Origin of the sequence: Pseudomonas sp. IT-P74 (assembly GCF_949768175.1) — a bacterium.
Taxonomy (GTDB): domain Bacteria; phylum Pseudomonadota; class Gammaproteobacteria; order Pseudomonadales; family Pseudomonadaceae; genus Aquipseudomonas.
In genome coordinates this window covers 98190-115625 of sequence record NZ_CATKQD010000033.1, presented here as the reverse complement: position 1 = coordinate 115625, position 17436 = coordinate 98190, and the positions used below count along the sequence as shown (strand labels likewise).

Below are 17436 nucleotides of genomic sequence, written 5' to 3'. Positions count from 1 at the left end.
TGTCAGGAGTCTATCAACCCTCGCGCAGGACTGTCAGTGGGCTGGCGTTCAATGCCCGACGGGTGCCGAACACCCCGGCACCGCCAATGAGCACGGCGCCCAGCAGTGGCAGCAACAACAGCCATGGATGCGGATGCCACGGCAGGTCAAAGGCGTAGCGGTAGAGCACCCAACTCACCACTTCCGAACCCAGCGCCGCCAGCAAGCCACTGACTGCGCCGAGCAAACCGAACTCGATACGTCGAGCCTTGACCAGCAATTGCCGCTCCGCCCCCAGCGCACGCAGCAACGCGCCCTGGCGAATGCGCTCATCCAGCGTCGCTTGCAGGCCGGAGAACAGCACCGCCATCCCCGCCGCCAGCACGAACAACAACACGTACTCCACCGCCAGGGTCACCTGGGCGAGGATGCTGCGCAGTTGCTCCAGCAAGGCTTCGACCTGCAGGATGGTCACCGCCGGGAAGGCGCGGGACAGGTCGACAATCTGCTGATCGTGACCCGGTGCCAGATAGAAACTGGTCAGGTAGGTCGCCGGCAGATCCTTGAGGGTGCCGGGTTGAAAGATCATGAAGAAGTTCGGCTGGAAGTTGTCCCAGTTGATCTCCCGCAGGCTGGTGACCTTCGCCTCGCGATTGACCCCGCCAACGCTGAAAACCAGGTGGTCGCCGAGCGTGATCTTCAGGCTTTCGGCGACCTTGCCCTCTACCGACACGCCTGGAACATCGTCCGGCGTCTGTTCGTTCCACCAATTGCCGGCCGTGAGCTTGTTGCCCGCCGGCAGGTCCGCGGCCCAGGTCAGGCTCAGGTCGCGCTGGATCGCCCGATCACCTGCCGATTCCTTGGTGACGATTTGCTGCACCGGCTCGCCGTTGATGCTGATCAAGCGCCCGGGCACCACCGGGTACAGCGGAGCCGATTGCGCCGACACGGCAATCAGGTGATCGGTGAAGGCCTGTTTGTCCGCCGGCAGGATGTTCAGCGCAAAGTAGTTCGGTGCGTTTTTCGGCAGCTGGTTCTGCCAGGTGTCCAGCAACTCGCCGCGCAGCAGCGCAATCAGCGCCATCGACAGCAGAATCAGGCCGAACGCCAGGGACTGGCCCGCGGCAGCGAGGGGATGACGCAGCAATTGGCCCAGTCCCAGGCGCCAGGGCAGGGACGCACGCGCCAGCATGCGCCGCAGGCTCTTCAACAGCAGCAATAACAAGCCGCCCAGCACCAGCGCTGCAACCACACCGCCGCCAAGCAGGGCAAAGGTCAGCACCAGGTCCAGGCTCAGGCGCCACATGATCAGGCCGAGGGCGCCCAGCGCTGCGCCGTAGACCATCCAGGTGCTGGAGGGGATCGGCAGCATGTCCCGGCGCAGCACGCGCAATGGCGGAACCCGGCCCAGAGCCGCCAGAGGCGGCAAGGCGAATCCGGCCAGCGCCACCAGTCCGGTGCCGATCCCGGCAATGGCTGGAAACAGCCCGCCGGGAGGCACGTCGGTCGGCAACAAGTCATGCAGCAGGGCAAACAACCCCAGCTGTGCGAGCCAGCCGAGGAGGGCGCCGCTGATGCTGGCCAGCAGCCCGAGCACGGTCAGTTGCAAGCTGAACAACACCATGGTTTCCCGGCGCGACAGCCCGAGGCAGCGTAGCAAGGCACTGGCATCGAACCGACGGGTGGCGAAACGGGTTGCCGACAGCGCCACGGCCACGCCGGACAGCAACACCGCCACCAGGCTGGCCATGTTCAGGTAACGTTCGGCCTTGCCCAGGGCGCCGCCGATCTGCCGGTTGCCGTCGCGGGCGTCCTGCAAGCGCTGGTTGGCGGCGAGCCCCGGTTTGATCAGTTGCCGATAGGTCTCGAGGGACTGAGCGTTGCCTCGCCATAATTCGCGATAGCTGACCCGGCTGCCGGGCTGCACCACGCCGGTGGCCGCAAGGTCGTCGAGGTTGATCAGCACTCGCGGCGTCAGGCTGTAGAAATTGCCGGCGCGATCGGGCTCGTAGGTCAGCACCCGCGCCAGTTTCAGGGTTTTCATGCCGACATCGATGCTGTCGCCGATCTTCAGGTCCAGGGCGGTCAGCAGGCGTGCCTCGACCCAGGCTTCACCGGGTTGCGGTCCGCCACCGACTATTTCCGTGGCATAGGGTGAGGGCGCGCTTTTCAATTCGCCCCGTAGCGGGTAGGTGCCGTCGGCCGCCTTGATGCTGGACAACTGGATGCCGTTGTCGGTGGCGATGACGCTGGAGAACTCCACCACTTGAGCGTGTTCCAGACCCAGTTCGGTGCCGCTTCTTATCTGTTCGGGGCGCGCAGGCGAACTGCCTTCGAGCAGCAGGTCGGCACCGAGGAATTCGGTGGCGCGCAGCATCATGGCACCGTTCAGGCGCGCGCCGAAATAACCAATGGCTGTGCTGGCGGCCACGGCTACCAGCAAGGCGAAAAACAACACGCGCAATTCACCGGCGCGAGCATCGCGCAGTAATTGGCGGATGGCGAGGCTGAACAGGCGCAACAGCGGCAGACGTGCCATCAAGGCTCCAGAGGGGCGACCAGCAGGCCGGCTTCAAGACGGATCAGGCGCCGGCAGCGATGGGCCAGGCGTTCATCGTGTGTCACCAGCACCAGGGTCGTGCCGCGCTCCTGGTTGAGCTCGAACAGCAAGTCGCTGATGCACTCACCGGTATGGCTGTCGAGGTTGCCGGTCGGTTCGTCGGCGAACAGCACATCCGGCTCGGCGGCAAACGCGCGGGCAATCGCCACGCGTTGTTGCTCGCCACCGGAGAGCTGGCGCGGCGAGTGCGTCAGGCGTTGGCCCAAGCCCACCCGTTGCAGCAATTGGGTGGCGCGTTCGCGGGCGTCTTTGCGGCCATCGAGCTCCAGCGGCAGCATGACGTTTTCCAGGGCATTGAGACTGTCGAGCAGTTGAAACGACTGAAAGACAAAACCCACGTGCTCGGCGCGGATGCGCGCACGCTGGTCTTCATCGAGGTTGCTCAGGCCTTGCCCGGCGAGAGTGACTTCGCCGCTGCTCGGCAGGTCGAGGCCGGCGAGCAGACCCAGCAGGGTGGACTTGCCGGAGCCGGAAGCGCCGACGATGGCCAGGCTATCGCCCTTGTTCAGTTCCAGGCTGAGTTGGTGCAGGATGGTCAGTTCACCTTCCGCGCTGGGAACCACTTTGCTAAGGTCCTTCGCGATGAGAATGCTTGCGCCCATGGAGAGTCCGATGCGTGTGTGGTTTTTGAGTGCTGGCCTGGCCTTGATGTGTATGGCCCAAAACGCAGCGGCGGGTACAGTCCTGATCGTTGGCGATAGTATCAGCGCCGGTTTCGGGCTGGATACCCGGCTGGGGTGGGTGTCGCTGCTTGAGCAACGGCTCAGGCGCGAAGGTTTCGACGACAAAGTGATCAATGCGTCCATCAGTGGCGACACCAGTGCCGGAGGTCAGGCGCGCCTGCCCGCGCTGCTTGCAGAGCATAAACCGGAACTGGTGATCCTCGAGTTGGGCGGCAATGACGGCCTGCGCGGGATGCTGCCAACTCAATTGCAACAAAATCTTGCTTCGATGATCGACAGCTCCCGGGCCAGCGGTGCCAAGGTGTTGCTGCTCGGTATGCAATTGCCACCTAATTATGGTGCGCGTTACACCAAGGCGTTCGCCGAGGTCTATAGCAACCTGGCCGACGAGAAAAAAATCCCGCTGGTGCCGTTTTTCCTCGACGGCGTGGGCGGCCATCCGGACTTGATGCAGGCCGACGGCATACACCCGGCGGCCGGGGCCCAGGACAAGTTGCTGGAAAATGTCTGGCCTACCCTAAAACCGCTGTTATGACACTTTTCTAGAAGCAGGCTTTCGGCTAAGGTGGCGCCCCCGATTTGGAGCCCCCGATGCCGCGTCCCGCCTGGTCACTCTTTGCCTATCAACTGATCGAGCCTGACGAACAGCTGGATCTGTTCGCCTGCCAGGAAGTGAGGGTGCATCTGGTGACCCGTCAACTGGAGTTGGGCGGTTCGGCGGACCGGACCCTGTGTGGCAGCCTGTTGCCGGCTTCGCCTCGCTGGTCGAGTGTTGATCGCCGGGTGTTTCAGGACCAGCGGCTGTGTTCGTTGTGCCGGGCCATTCTTGAGTCGCAGAAGCGGGGGACATCGCCGATCTGGCCTGAATTGCGGTTTGAGCTTTGATCCGTCGCGTGTCGAGGCGGCCTTCGAGCCGATCTGGCTTTTGTTGACCGTGTACATATCCGTTATTTAGGTAACGGCGACTTATGGTTTCGCCCTTACGGCGACTCACTTTTTTACAAGCGCCTAAAAAAGTAAGCAAAAAACGCTCGCCCCTTACGTACGGCCCCTCGCTTAGGCTCGGCGTTCCTTCGCTGCGGTATCCATCCGGGGGCATCGCCCTCCGGTTGGCTTCGCTGGCACCTACATGCGATGAGTTCGACTGCGTCGAACGGCGCTGCGCGCCAATCCCCGGATGAACACCTCCACTCAGCCTGCCGATGGGGCGGGTAGATCAAGATCAAGATCAAGAGCTGCAGGCGAGCTAACGCTCGGCCTGATGAGTGGTGAGGAACGGGGGGTGTACGCCGATCTGCCTCTGCTCTCTGTGGGAGCGATGGCGGCCTGCCAGCCGACCAATTCCTTTCGGATGTCCCCAGCCCAACTGTAGGAGCGAGCCTGCTCGCGATAGCGGCCTGCCAGCAGACCTGAGTCTGGCGGATGTACCTCGACCCTGTGGGAGCGAGCCTGCTCGCGATAGCGACCTGCCATCCGACCTGAATCTGGCGGATGTACCTCGACCCTGTGGAAGCGGGCTTGCTCGCGAAGGCGGCCTGCCAGTCACCAGGTACCTCCCAGACGAACGCACCCGGCAAACAGGCCGGCCGGTAGGCCGCCTCGGTTGCTGTTGCGGTGCACGCCCCATCGTGAGGCCGAGCGCAGGTTCTGCGCAGTGGGCAACCCGGCATGGATGCCGGGTTAGCCGCCGCCGGCCATGGATGGCCGATGGCGGCGGGCCCACGGAGCAGGACCGGAGCGAGGGCATGCCGAGCCTGGGCGAGGCACCGAATGTCAGGGGCAAGAGCCTTTTGGTTACTTTGGGGCTTTTCCAAAGTGACCCGCCGTAAGGGCGGAACCCTAAGTAGCCGTTACCGCAGCAACGGATATGTACACCCTCAAAACACTCATCACCCAACACATAGCCATCATCGGAACGCCGCCCGGACCAACCCACAGGGATCTTCAGTGGCCACAAGTCCCGAGTAAACCCGGGGGACCCAATGTGGGACCGAGAACAATCGCAAAATCGCCTCGCACTGCCTGCAATCGGGCCATCTCCCCGAAATAACAGACAGCGGTGTACAATCGCGCTCTTATATCTCTGTTGATCATGCGAAGGATTTTCCGGATGTTGCCGCGCTTTCCTGCCGTCACCCGCTGCCTGACTCTTGCCGCCCTCTTTGTGGCCGGTCCAGTCGCAGCATTGGAGCTTCCCCTGCCACCGCCCGGTGAGGACATCATCGGCCAGGTGCAGGTGATCAAGGCCAAGTACGAAGATACCTTCGCCGACCTTGGTACCACCTATGATCTGGGCTACACGGAAATGGTCGCGGCCAACCCGGGTGTCGATGCCTGGTTGCCAGGCGTCGGCACGGAAATCATCCTGCCGACCCGCTTCATCCTGCCACCGGGCCCGCGTGAAGGCATCGTGATCAACCTGGCCGAGTACCGCCTCTACTACTACCCGAAAGGCAAGAACGTGGTGTACACGTTCCCGCTGGGTATCGGTCGTGAAGGCTGGGGCTCGCCGATTGCCCACACCAGCATCACCGCCAAGACACCGAACCCTACCTGGACGCCTCCGGCTTCGATCAAGGCCGAGCACGCAGCAGACGGTGATCCGCTGCCCAACGTCGTGCCGGCTGGCCCTGACAACCCTCTGGGGCCGTTCAAGTTCACCCTGGGCACACCGGGCTACCTGATTCACGGTTCGAACAAGAAGTTCGGTATCGGCATGCGCACCAGCCACGGTTGCTTCCGCATGTTCAACAACAACGTGCTGGAAATGGCGGGCATGGTGCCGGTCGGTACGTCGGTGCGGATCATCAACGACCCGTACAAGTTTGGCCTCAGTGGCGGCAAGGTCTATCTGGAGGCGCACACGCCGCTGGACGACAAGGGCAACCCGTCGGTGGTCGACAAGCACACCTCAGTCATCAATGCGATGCTCAAGCGTGAAGACATCACCAACAACCTGCGCATGAACTGGGATGTGGTGCGTGATGTGGTCGCCGCTGAAGACGGCCTGCCGGTTGAGATCGCCGTGCCGGGCAACGGCGTTGCACCGATGGTGTCCAGCATGCCGATCGACCCGCTGCAATAGCGCGGGCAAAGAGCCCGTCGGCGCGGACTGCGTCGACGGGTTTTTTATTGCCTAGAGAAACGCCGGGCAATAAAAAAGCCGACCCAAAAAATGGGTCGGCTTGATAACAATCCCGAAGGATTATTACTTGCGGCTAGCTTTGTCCAGCATGCGCAGAGCACGCTCGTTAGCTTCGTCAGCAGTCTGTTGTGCTTTTTGAGCAGCAGCCAGAGCTTCATCAGCTTTACGGTAAGCTTCGTCTGCACGAGCCTGGGAGCGAGCAGCTGCGTCTTCAGTAGCGGTCAGACGTGCTTCGGTTTCTTTCGATGCGCTGCTGCAACCGGTAGCCAGAACTGCGGCCAGAGCCAGAGCAGAGAATTTCAGAACGTTGTTCATCGTGTTCCCCTTCAAGGACTTTCTATTAAGTAGCTATCTCCTCCGATTGAGGAAATAGCCGGCGTACATACTACCCATTACTTGTAGTAAGTAAAACTGACGTGACGCAAGAAGCAAAAAAAATTGTAGGCGTTGATTCTTTTTCGAGCAACTTTTAACCGAATTGTTTAAAAAATATCCAGCTACAAGGCCCGTGGCTGAGCGAGCTGGCGAGAAAAAGTTTCTATGGCATGGCGCTGTTTTTCAGTGGGGCTAAAGTCCGCCTACATGGATTCGTCTACACTTTTGTTCGGCTTTTGTGTGGCGCCTCTCAATATCTTTCTCGATGTTCAGGTGACTTAAACAACGGGCGCTCGTCTTAAGTCTCAACATCCGGCAATGTACAGGCTATCGACCCGGAGTCATCTTCGGTCGAGCCAATCCTGCGTGATCCGGAGCAGCACCCGCCAATCCGCACGATGACGAGCGCACCTTGAGCATTTCTGCCAATGGTGCCTACTATTTGTACGTGCCCGGTAGCGCGAGATCGGTGCAGCTCTTCTCGGTGTCCATACAGGCACGGGGTGGCGTAGATGTTCCTTCGCCGGAAAAACATCGGTAAGGTAGGGGTCGGAATTCCAGACCCGCGAGGAGTAGTGATGAGCGAGGCGTTGTCCATCCACCATGACCAGGCTGGTCATCAGTTCGAGACCAATGTGGACGGTCATCGTGCCTATCTGACCTATATGGATCTGGGGAAACAGACCCTGGATATCTATCGCACCTTCGTGCCCAACGCATTGCGTGGTCGCGGTATTGCGGCAGCCTTGACCGAGAAGGCGCTGGAGTACGCTGACGAAATGGGCTACACCGTCATTCCATCGTGCTCCTACGTCGAGCGCTACATGGAGCGTCACCAGCGGCATGCGGCCAAGCTGAGTCAGTGACCTTCAACAAAACGAATGCATAAAAAAAACGCCGGGTTCAGCCCGGCGTTTTTCTGTGTGCGCTTTTTGCGCCGCCAACCAGGCGATCAGCTGCGATCGCGTTTAGGCAGCACATCCTTGAGCTTGGCATGCATACTGCGCAAGGTGTTTTCGGTCGCGGTCCAGTCGATGCAGGCGTCGGTGATCGACACGCCGTACTGCAGGTCGGCGAGGTCTTTCGGGATCGCCTGGGCGCCCCAGTTCAGGTGGCTTTCAACCATCAGGCCGATGATCGACTTGTTGCCTTCGAGGATCTGGTTGGCGACGTTCTCCATCACCAGCGGTTGCAGGGCCGGATCCTTGTTGGAGTTGGCGTGGCTGCAATCGACCATGATGTTCGGCTTGATCTTCGCCTTGTTCAGCGCCTGCTCGCAGAGCGCAACGCTGACCGAATCGTAGTTCGGCTTGCCGTTGCCGCCGCGCAGCACCACGTGGCCGTAGGCATTGCCCTTGGTGGTCACGATCGATACGCCACCTTCCTGGTTGATGCCCAGGAAACGATGCGGGCTGGAAACCGACTGCAGGGCGTTGATCGCCACGGTCAGGCCGCCATCGGTGCCGTTCTTGAAGCCGACGGCCGAGGACAGGCCGGACGCCATTTCACGGTGAGTCTGGGATTCGGTGGTACGCGCGCCGATGGCCGACCAGCTGATCAGGTCCTGCAAATACTGCGGGGAGATCGGGTCGAGGGCTTCGGTGGCGGTCGGCAGGCCTTTTTCGGCCAGGTCCAGCAGCAACTGGCGACCGATGTGCAAGCCGTCCTGGATCTTGAACGAGTCGTCCAGGTACGGGTCGTTGATCAAGCCTTTCCAGCCGACGGTGGTACGTGGCTTCTCGAAATACACGCGCATGACCAGATACAGGGTATCGGACACTTCGGCGGCGAGAGCCTTCAGGCGCTCGGCATATTCGTGGGCAGCCTTGATGTCGTGGATCGAGCAGGGCCCGATGACGACGAACAGGCGATGGTCGGTGCCATCCAGAATATTGCGAATGACTTCGCGGCCCTTGGTGACGGTGCGCAGTGCGGCGTCGCTCAGGGGAATATCGCGCTTGAGCTGATCGGGAGTGATCAGTGTCTCGTTGGAGGCGACGTTTAGGTCGTTGATCGGTAAATCAGCCATCGTTTACTCGTCAGGTCACGGGTGCCGGCCGCCAGCGAACCCGCGCGGCGGAGCACAGCAAATTAAGCGCGTCGGGGAGCCGAACCTTAGCGCGTTACACCGTGGCTCGACAATGGGCAGACGCCGGTTTGGTGGGCTTTTGCAGTCAGTTTCCCTGCCGTGAGGGGCAAACCGGTCAAGAACGCTCCTATTCCAGCACCGGCTGCGCAAAAGCCTTGCGCACCGAATCGTGAGAGAACTCGTCGGCATGCTCCTGGACCCATTCGAGGGCCAGGGCCTGGATATCCTGCAAGTCTTCGTGGGCGTCATGCAGGCGGCAGTAGCGTTCGATCTGGCACACCTGCTCGCCCATTCGGGCACTGAACAGCGTTTGTTCATCAACGAATGCGATGCCGACCAGGTAACCGCGCTTGCGTCGCAGGCACCAGGCGACATAGCCCAGGTAGCGCATGTCCGGGTTTACCGTCGGCATGCGTACCTCCAGCGCCGTGCCGTGGCGCCACGCGCGGTGATAATTGCAAGCCATGCCCCCGAGACTGATAGTGTGCAGCTGTCGTCGCGAAATACACTCAGGTTTCAGCAACGTTAATTCGACGGGCACATCGTCAGGGTGAGGAATAAAACGTCCCATGAACACAGACTCCATGTGTCGGCCATCTGACATTGTTCCTCCCAGTATAGTGGTCGAATTGGAACTGACCGATTTTGACGCCGACCAACGGCTGCTGGCGATGAGTGGTGTATCGCTGGTCATTTTCACCAGTGTCGGCTGCGCCGGTTGCCGTTTTGCCCGCGAGCAATTACCGACACTCGACCTGGCAGTCGACCGACTGTGCTGGATCGATGCGGGCAACAACGGAGGGGTGGTCGAGCGCTATCAGGTCTTTCACTTGCCGGCGCTGTTTGTCGTTCGCGACGGCGAATTCTTTGGAGCACTGAAATCGCGCCTGACCGACACCGAGCTCAATCGGGCCGTGCGCCAGGCGCTGAGTCGAACAGCAGAGGAGTTGCCATGATGGGAGCAGTTGCCAGGCCGACGATCGGCATTATCGGGACCGGCGCAATCGGCGGTTTCTACGGAGTGATGCTGGCGCGTGCCGGTTTTGATGTGCATTTTCTGCTGCGCAGCGAATTTTCCGCCGTGGCCGAGCACGGGTTGCAAGTCGATAGCGCGCCCCACGGCGCGTTGAAACTGAATCCGGTGCAGGCTTATTCAAGTGCTGAGGACATGCCGCCCTGCGACTGGCTGCTGGTGGGGACGAAAACCACCAACAACGCCGATCTGGCACCCGCCATCCTGCAGGCGGCGGCACCGAACGCCAAGGTACTGCTGTTGCAAAACGGCCTGGATGTGGAAGACGGCCTGCGCGAGCTGCTCCCCGATTCGCTGCATGTGCTCGGAGGGCTCTGCTACATCTGCGTCCATCGTGAAGCGCCGGGTGTGATTACCCATCAGGCGTTGGGCGCGGTGCATGTGGGTTATCACAGCGGCCCCGCCGATGGGCCGGCACGCAGCGCGATTGTCGAAGAGGGCGTCGGGCTGTTTCGCAGCGCCGGCCTCGACTCCCAGGCCATGGCGAATTTACACCAGGCGCGTTGGCAAAAACTGGTCTGGAATATCCCTTACAACGGTCTCTCGGTTTTGCTGGGGGCGAGCACTACACCGTTGATGGCCGATGCCGACAGCCGCGAGCTGATCAAGGCGCTGATGGCTGAAGTGGTGCAAGGCGCTGTTGCCTGCGGGCACGACGTACCGGCAGGGTATGCCGAGCATTTGTTCATGGTGACCGAAAAGATGCCCGACTACTGGCCGAGCATGTACCACGATTACTTGCACAAGCGGCCACTGGAGCTGGCCGCGATCTACGCCCGGCCTTTGGCGGCGGCGAAGGCAGCCGGGTGTGAGATGCCACGCATCGAGGCCTTGTATCGCAGTTTGAGTTTCATTGATCGACGCAATACCTGAGTCGACCGACCTGAGGGGGAAGGGCATGCCAAAGGCAATTGACGACAAGCTGGTGCTGGCGATTTCTTCGCGGGCGCTGTTCGACCTGAGCGAAAGCCACAAGGTCTACCTGTCGAGTGGCGTCGAAGCCTACCGGCAATACCAGATCGAACATGAAGACGAAATCCTCGAACCCGGCGATGCCTTCCCGTTGGTGCAGAAACTCCTGAACCTCAACAACAGCCTCGGCCGCGCCCGGGTCGAGGTGATTCTGGTGTCGCGCAACAGCGCCGACACCGGGCTGCGGGTGTTCAACTCGATTGACCACTATGGACTGGCCATTTCCCGTGCAGCCTTTGTCGGCGGGCGCAGTCCGTATCCCTACCTCAAGGCCTTTGGCTGCGACCTGTTTCTCTCGACCCACGCCGAAGACGTACGCAATGCACTGGACGCCGGGTTCGCGGCGGCGACCATTCTGTCGGGCGGTGCCAGCCGTGCGGCCAGCGACGAGCTGCGCATTGCCTTCGACGGAGACGCGGTGCTGTTTTCCGATGAGTCGGAGCGCATTTATCAGGCCGGCGGTCTGGAAGCGTTCCAGGCCAGCGAGCGTGAGGCCGCCCGCGAGCCCTTGCGCGGTGGGCCGTTCAAGGGCTTTCTCGCAGCCCTCAACCTGTTGCAGCGTGAATTCCCGGAGGACACCTGTCCGATCCGTACCGCGCTGGTCACGGCGCGATCGGCGCCGGCCCATGAGCGGGTGATTCGCACGTTGCGCGAATGGGACATCCGTCTCGACGAGTCGCTGTTCCTCGGCGGCCTGACCAAATCGGCCTTTCTCGAAGCCTTCGCGGCCGACGTGTTTTTCGACGATCAGGCCGGCCACTGCGAATTGGCCCGTGAAGTCGTCGCCACCGGTCATGTGCCCCATGGCATAAGCAACGAGCAAAAGGTTTAAGCCCGCCGTTCAATGCGTTGCGCCGCACGTCGCAGTCGCCAAGGCACTGCTAAGCTGAATCAAATCTCCGCCATGTTGGCAGTCGAGGAGGTCATATGATTCGTACGATGCTGTATGCCACTGACCTTGGCCTGTACGCGCCCGTGGTGATGCAGCATGCCCTGGAACTGGCCCGGACCTTCAATGCCGGTTTGTATGTCGTGCATGCGGTTGAACCCATGGGGTTGTTTGCCGAGTCGGTGCTGCAAAGTTATCTCGATGAACAGGCGCTGAACGAGTTTCACAGCCAGGGCCTGAATACGGTGATCGCCAGTATCGAGCAGCGGGTGCTCGACAGTTTTCGTGAAGAGTTGGGGGATGAAGGGGAGCACGACCTGGAGCGGATTCAGGCAGTACGGGTGCTACAGGGCGATCCATCACAGGTGATTCTGGACCAGGCGCAGAAACTCTCCGTGGATTTGTTGATCGTAGGTAGTCACAGCCACGGTGCCGGTGCGGAAACGCCTTTGGGGCGAACCGCCGCCCGTGTGTTGCAACTGTCCAAGGTGCCTGTCTATCTGGTGCCGCTGGTGCAACGTCGTCGTCAAGGGGACCGCTAGGACACGAATAATGGCAATCTGATAAAAAAGTTCTAGATTTATTCTTCGAGCCATTAATATAGTTATATATCGTCGCTGATGCCCGTGGCGTCTACCTGCTTTGAGGGATTCATATGAAGCTTCAACAATTGCGCTACATCTGGGAAGTGGCGCACCACGACCTCAACGTTTCCGCTACAGCCCAAAGCCTTTACACCTCTCAACCCGGCATCAGCAAGCAGATCCGTCTGCTGGAAGACGAACTGGGCGTCGAGGTTTTTGCCCGCAGCGGCAAGCATCTGACCCGCGTTACCCCGGCCGGCGAGCGCATCATCACCACCGCTGGCGAGATTCTGCGCAAGGTTGAAAGCATCAAGCAGATCGCCCAGGAATTCTCCAACGAGAAGAAAGGCACCCTGTCGATTGCCACCACACACACCCAGGCGCGTTATGCATTGCCGCCGGTGATCAGCAATTTCATCAAGCAATACCCGGACGTTGCCCTGCACATGCACCAGGGATCGCCGATGCAAATCGCCGAAATGGCCGCTGATGGCACCGTGGATTTCGCCATCGCCACCGAAGCGCTCGAGCTGTTCGGTGATCTGGTGATGATGCCGTGCTACCGCTGGAACCGTTGCGTGGTCGTGCCTCAGGGCCACCCGCTGACCAAGCTGTCGAAACTCACCCTCGAAGCACTGGCCGAATACCCGATCGTGACGTACGTGTTCGGTTTTACCGGCCGTTCGAAACTCGACGAAGCTTTCAGCCATCGCGGCCTGACGCCGAAAGTGGTGTTCACCGCTGCCGACGCCGACGTGATCAAGACCTATGTTCGACTGGGTCTGGGTGTGGGCATCGTGGCGAAAATGGCGGTCGATACCAAGCTCGACAGCGACCTGGTGGTACTCGATGCCAGTGAACTGTTCGAGTCCAGCGTGACCAAGATCGGCTTCCGTCGCGGCACCTTCCTGCGGGGTTTCATGTGCGACTTCATCGAGAAGTTCGCGCCGCACCTGACCCGCGAAGTCATGGCCAAGGCCATTCAGTGCCACAACAAGCAGGAACTGGAAGAGCTGTTCGAGGGCGTTGAACTGCCCGTTCACTGACAGCGTTTCTGCCGGTCAAACCACCTCGGTGACTGCGAACTGTTGCCGAGCGCCCGCCACCATGATCTCCACCTCATCGCCCTCGAACTTGCCCAGCAGGCTTTTGCCCAGCGGTGAGCGCGGGGTGATGACGGTAATCAGTTGCCCCACCAGATCGACCTTCAGGCCGGCGGCGTCGGGGGCCAGAAACAGCCATTGTTCGCGCCCCTTTTCGTCCTCGAGCCCGAGCAGCGCGCCCACTTCGATGCCCCGCTGATCGTCATACGGACGCGGGGCCAGGTTCTGGCAGAGGCTCAGTGACTGGCGAATTTCCTCGACCCGCCTGGCCTGCCCGGCCGCGAGATAGGATGCTTCCAGCCCCAGGGTGTCGTACTTGTTCTCGGCGATGTTTTCTTCGTGGGTCGCCGTTTCGTAGGCGGTCTGCGCGGCCCGTTCGGCGATGTCGAGATCGATCCGCAGCTTGTCGAGAATCAGTTGGTGGACGGTTTGCTTATTCATGATCAATCGCAGAATTGCAGGACGTTGGCGCGGCTTTTTTCGCTGGGTGCAGTCTGGTCCTGTTGCAACCAGAACTGACAGCTTGGATTGGACAGGTTGCGACTGCTGCCGCGCGCCTGATCGAGCCGTTGCTGCTGCTCGTTCTTGCGCAGGTTTTCTTCATATTGCTCGAACAATGGGCTTTGTGGCGGAATGCTCGGTATCGGTTGAGCCTCCATCGGCGGTTTGGCCAGTTGCTCCACTGCTGCCGCCACGGGTGCCAGTTGTTCGCTGAAAAGCAGGCGCGAAGCGAGCCAGCAGGTCAGCACGATGGCAATGAACCCCAGCCACATGCCGAGGGCGATGCTGCCGGTCAGTTGCAGGGCGTTGAGGCTGATCGGGAAGGATCGGCGCTGAGTGGGGCGGTGGGGCATGGTTGCCTCCTGGCGAAAGGTCACTGGCGAGTGGCGATTGTCGCATGAAGAATAATCGCCGTCGGCTCTTCTGCACGGGGTAATTTATGCGGACAATCGGCGCCTTTGCCAACGGGAGCCTGGAATGCCTGAAATGAAAACCCGCTGGGATATTTTTTGCACCGTGGTCGACAACTTCGGCGACATCGGCGTGACCTGGCGACTGGCCCGGCAACTGGTGGCCGAACATGGGCTGGCGGTGCGTCTATGGGTCGATGACCTGCGAGCGTTCGAGCGCCTGTGCCCGGAAATCGACATCCATGCTGCGCGGCAGTGGCAGCACGACGTCGAAGTGCGCCAATGGCCCGCCGAGTGGCAGCCGACCGAAGCCGCCGATGTGGTGATTGCTGCCTTTGCCTGTCAATTGCCGAGCGCCTATATGGACGCCATGGTCGAACGGGACAAGCCGCCGCTGTGGATGAACCTCGACTACCTGAGTGCCGAGGACTGGGTGATCGGCTGCCACGGTTTGCCCTCGGTGAAGTACAAAAACGTGCAGAAGTTCTTTTTCTTTCCGGGGTTCCAGAAGGGCACTGGCGGGTTGTTACGTGAGCGCGGGTTGCTTGAGCGTCGTCGGCAATTTCAGCAAAACCCACAGGCACAAAGAGAATTCCTGCACGGTTTGGGGATTGATCGTGCTCCCGGTGCGCAGTTGATCTCATTGTTTGCCTACGAAAACACCGGGCTGGCCAGTTGGCTCGATGCGATGGCTGGCGATTCTACGGCCACTCATCTGCTGGTGCCGGAAGGGCGGATTCTCGGCGACGTCGAGCGTTGGCTCGGTGTGGAGGGTTTGGCGGCCGGTGCCGTGCATGTGCGTGATGCCTTGACTGTGCAAGTGCTGCCATTCGTCCGCCAGGACCAGTACGACTTGTTGCTGTGGTGTTGCGATTTCAATGCCGTGCGCGGCGAAGACTCCTTTGTGCGCGCCCAATGGGCCGGCCGGCCATTTCTCTGGCACATCTACCGGCAGGAAGAAGATATCCATCTGGACAAACTCGAGGCCTTCCTCGAAGTCTATATAAAAGGGCTTTCTGATCCTGCGCGGGAGGCGATCAGCGGTCTCTGGCGCGCGTGGAACGCTGGTGAAAAAATAGCCGACCACTGGCAATTCACCCGTAAACACTGGCCAGAGCTGGAAAAACACGCCGAGGCGTGGTGTCAGGAACAGGCCTTGCGGGCCGATCTTGCCACGGCGCTGGTACAGTTTTATGGAAATTGGATATGATACGCGGCCTAGATTTTTGTAAATCCCATCCAAATTCGGATATTCGCAATGAAAACTGGTAAAGAACTGAAACCCGGGACCGTGATTCGTCTCGAAAACGATCCTTGGCTGGTTCAGAAAGCTGAATTCACCAAGTCCGGTCGTAACAGCGCGATCATGAAGACCAAGCTGAAGAACCTGCTGACCGGTTACAAGACCGAGATCGTTTACAGCGCCGACGACAAACTGGACGACGTAATCCTCGACCGCAAAGAAGCGACCCTGTCCTTCATCAGCGGCGACACCTACACGTTCATGGACACCACCGACTACACCATGTACGAGCTGAACGCTGAAGACATCGAAGCCGTTCTGCCTTTCGTTGAAGAAGGCATGACCGATGTTTGCGAAGCGATCTTCTTCGAAGAGCGTCTGGTTTCCGTAGAACTGCCGACCACCATCGTGCGCGTAGTTGACTACACCGAAGGTTCGGCTCGCGGCGACACTTCCGGCAAGGTGATGAAGCCTGCCAAGCTGAGCAACGGTACTGAGCTGCAAGTTGCTGATTTCATCGAAATCGGTGACAAGATCGAGATCGATACCCGCGAAGGCGGTTCCTACAAAGGCCGTGCCAAATAAGCACCGCTTGAGGAATGAAAAAGCCCGACCATTGAGTCGGGCTTTTTTGTGCCTGGATGTAACATCCAGTTCTCCTGTAGGAGCGAGCCTGCTCGCGATGGGCGTTAACGATAACGCGGGCTTCCTGAATGCCCGCGTTGTCTGGGCGTCCATCGCGAGCAGGCTCGCTCCTACAGTTGGGCGGTGTTATTTCAAGTGTTGTTTCAGTTCTTCAGACGCCTGCAGCATCGCCGAACGCACCGCTGGCACCTGGCTTACCACGTTGAGCAAACCGTAGTCGTGGATCAGGCCGTTGTAGCGAACCGAGGTCACCGGCACACCGGCCTCGTCCAGTTTGCGGGCGTAGGCTTCGCCTTCGTCGCGCAACACGTCGGCTCCGGCGGTCTGCACCAGCGCTGGAGGCAGTCCTTTCAACTGAGCGGTGGTTGCGCGCAGTGGTGAGGCGTAGATCTCGTTCCGTTGTTTGGCGTCGGTGGTGTAGTTGTCCCAGAACCACTTCATCATATTTTTGGTGAGGAAGTGCCCCTCGGCAAACTGGTTGTAGGACGCCGTTTCGAAGTTGGCATCAGTCACCGGCCACAACAGCACCTGGAACCTGATCGCCGGTGTGCCCTTGTCCTTGGCCATCAGCGCAACCACAGCCGCCATGTTGCCGCCGACGCTGTTGCCGGCTACCGCCAGGCGCTGGCCATCGACGTTGATCTCTTTACCGTGCTCGGCCACCCATCGGGTCGCGGCGTAAGCCTGGTTGATCGCCACCGGGTAATGCGCTTCCGGTGACGGCGTGTAGTTCACGAACACCGCCGCTGCACCCGAGCCCGTCACCAGGTCACGCACCAGCCGCTCGTGGGTCGGGAAGTCCCCCAGCACCCAGCCACCGCCGTGGAAGAACATGAACACCGGCAACTCGCCCTTGACCCCGGCTGGCCGGACGATGGTCAGGCTGATCGGTTGGCCGTCGACTTGAATGGTCTTCTGGCTGACATCGGCTTTTGGCAGCGTCAGCTTCACCCCGGCTTGGGCGCCCACCAGCACGGCGCGGGCTTCGGCGGGTGTCATTTGTTCCATCGGCTTGCCGGTGCCGGCGTTCAGAGCGTCGAGGAATGCCTGGGTGTTGTGTTCAACCCCGGTACCTGCGAACGCGTTGCTGATGGACAGGGCGAGAAGGGTGCCGGTCAAGACTTTGCTGAAAGTGTTCATGTTCATTTCCTGTTCGGGCCTGGGT

The 17436-nt window shown here is 60.4% G+C and carries 19 protein-coding genes; 11 read left to right on the top strand and 8 right to left on the bottom strand.

All coding sequences use genetic code 11. The features are described 5' to 3' along the window. Positions 1-13: 13 nt before the first annotated feature. Both ACM6J5_RS16870 and ACM6J5_RS16865 read right to left on the bottom strand, forming a co-directional pair. Positions 14-2518 (bottom strand): ABC transporter permease, encoded by a 2505-nt coding sequence (locus tag ACM6J5_RS16870; protein ID WP_150673589.1) that lies wholly within the window; start codon positions 2516-2518, stop codon positions 14-16. Continuing rightward, positions 2518-3201 (bottom strand): ABC transporter ATP-binding protein, encoded by a 684-nt coding sequence (locus ACM6J5_RS16865; protein ID WP_414928999.1) that lies wholly within the window; start codon positions 3199-3201, stop codon positions 2518-2520. Before ACM6J5_RS16865 ends, ACM6J5_RS16870 begins: the two co-directional genes overlap by 1 nt. 10 nt (positions 3202-3211) lie before the next feature. Between ACM6J5_RS16865 and ACM6J5_RS16860 the strand changes: the two genes are divergently transcribed. The 3 genes from ACM6J5_RS16860 (at position 3212) to ACM6J5_RS16850 (ending at position 6367) form a co-directional block, all read left to right on the top strand. Continuing rightward, the gene (locus tag ACM6J5_RS16860) at positions 3212-3817 is read left to right on the top strand and encodes an arylesterase (RefSeq protein ID WP_008049055.1); all 606 of its coding nucleotides are present in this window, start codon (positions 3212-3214) and stop codon (positions 3815-3817) included. A 56-nt stretch (positions 3818-3873) separates the two neighbouring features. Beyond that, positions 3874-4167: a hypothetical protein gene (locus ACM6J5_RS16855; RefSeq protein WP_007991769.1), complete on the top strand. Its 294-nt coding sequence runs from the start codon at positions 3874-3876 to the stop codon at positions 4165-4167. Between the two features lie 1225 nt (positions 4168-5392). Then, positions 5393-6367 carry a L,D-transpeptidase family protein gene (locus ACM6J5_RS16850; protein ID WP_095944957.1) on the top strand — a complete coding sequence of 325 codons (975 nt, stop codon included), beginning with the start codon at positions 5393-5395 and terminating at the stop codon, positions 6365-6367. Positions 6368-6490: 123 nt separating this feature from the next. On the opposite strand, the gene oprI is transcribed toward ACM6J5_RS16850, so the two are convergent. After that, positions 6491-6742, bottom strand: a complete 252-nt coding sequence (gene oprI / locus ACM6J5_RS16845) for an outer membrane lipoprotei OprI (RefSeq protein WP_003199355.1) — start codon at positions 6740-6742, stop codon at positions 6491-6493. Positions 6743-7380: 638 nt separating this feature from the next. Between oprI and ACM6J5_RS16840 the strand changes: the two genes are divergently transcribed. Further along, positions 7381-7668: a GNAT family N-acetyltransferase gene (locus tag ACM6J5_RS16840; protein WP_007973562.1), complete on the top strand. Its 288-nt coding sequence runs from the start codon at positions 7381-7383 to the stop codon at positions 7666-7668. 86 nt (positions 7669-7754) lie between these two features. Here ACM6J5_RS16840 and ACM6J5_RS16835 read toward each other — a convergent pair whose 3' ends face one another. After that, positions 7755-8831 (bottom strand): 3-deoxy-7-phosphoheptulonate synthase, encoded by a 1077-nt coding sequence (locus ACM6J5_RS16835; protein WP_015094024.1) that lies wholly within the window; start codon positions 8829-8831, stop codon positions 7755-7757. Positions 8832-9018: 187 nt separating this feature from the next. After that, complete coding sequence (locus tag ACM6J5_RS16830) at positions 9019-9462, bottom strand: PilZ domain-containing protein (protein WP_095944956.1); 444 nt, start codon at positions 9460-9462, stop codon at positions 9019-9021. Between ACM6J5_RS16830 and ACM6J5_RS16825 the strand changes: the two genes are divergently transcribed. The 5 genes from ACM6J5_RS16825 (at position 9461) to cysB (ending at position 13415) form a co-directional block, all read left to right on the top strand. Then, positions 9461-9847 (top strand): thioredoxin family protein, encoded by a 387-nt coding sequence (locus tag ACM6J5_RS16825; protein WP_095944955.1) that lies wholly within the window; start codon positions 9461-9463, stop codon positions 9845-9847. The genes ACM6J5_RS16830 and ACM6J5_RS16825 overlap by 2 nt on opposite strands. Then, positions 9844-10797, top strand: a complete 954-nt coding sequence (locus tag ACM6J5_RS16820; protein ID WP_150673590.1) for a putative 2-dehydropantoate 2-reductase — start codon at positions 9844-9846, stop codon at positions 10795-10797. The genes ACM6J5_RS16825 and ACM6J5_RS16820 overlap by 4 nt, the downstream gene beginning before the upstream one ends. Positions 10798-10822: 25 nt before the next feature. Beyond that, on the top strand, positions 10823-11728 hold the full coding sequence (locus ACM6J5_RS16815) for a 5'-nucleotidase (RefSeq protein WP_046043378.1): 906 nt from the start codon (positions 10823-10825) through the stop codon (positions 11726-11728). A gap of 95 nt (positions 11729-11823) precedes the next feature. Further along, entirely contained in the window at positions 11824-12327 is a 504-nt protein-coding gene (locus ACM6J5_RS16810) for a universal stress protein (protein WP_046043379.1), read from the top strand. A gap of 113 nt (positions 12328-12440) precedes the next feature. After that, positions 12441-13415 (top strand): HTH-type transcriptional regulator CysB, encoded by a 975-nt coding sequence (cysB, locus tag ACM6J5_RS16805; RefSeq protein WP_015094029.1) that lies wholly within the window; start codon positions 12441-12443, stop codon positions 13413-13415. Between the two features lie 15 nt (positions 13416-13430). Here cysB and ACM6J5_RS16800 read toward each other — a convergent pair whose 3' ends face one another. After that, a complete protein-coding gene (locus ACM6J5_RS16800; protein WP_095944953.1) occupies positions 13431-13913 on the bottom strand; it encodes a GreA/GreB family elongation factor in 483 nt (160 codons plus the stop codon). A gap of 2 nt (positions 13914-13915) precedes the next feature. Continuing rightward, positions 13916-14326: a hypothetical protein gene (locus ACM6J5_RS16795; RefSeq protein WP_095944952.1), complete on the bottom strand. Its 411-nt coding sequence runs from the start codon at positions 14324-14326 to the stop codon at positions 13916-13918. Between the two features lie 124 nt (positions 14327-14450). Between ACM6J5_RS16795 and earP the strand changes: the two genes are divergently transcribed. Further along, entirely contained in the window at positions 14451-15593 is a 1143-nt protein-coding gene (earP, locus tag ACM6J5_RS16790) for an elongation factor P maturation arginine rhamnosyltransferase EarP (protein WP_414928998.1), read from the top strand. A gap of 48 nt (positions 15594-15641) precedes the next feature. Next, complete coding sequence (locus tag ACM6J5_RS16785; RefSeq protein ID WP_028619992.1) at positions 15642-16211, top strand: elongation factor P; 570 nt, start codon at positions 15642-15644, stop codon at positions 16209-16211. A 186-nt stretch (positions 16212-16397) separates the two neighbouring features. Here ACM6J5_RS16785 and ACM6J5_RS16780 read toward each other — a convergent pair whose 3' ends face one another. Beyond that, a complete protein-coding gene (locus tag ACM6J5_RS16780; RefSeq protein ID WP_095944950.1) occupies positions 16398-17411 on the bottom strand; it encodes an alpha/beta hydrolase in 1014 nt (337 codons plus the stop codon). Positions 17412-17436 lie beyond the last annotated feature (25 nt).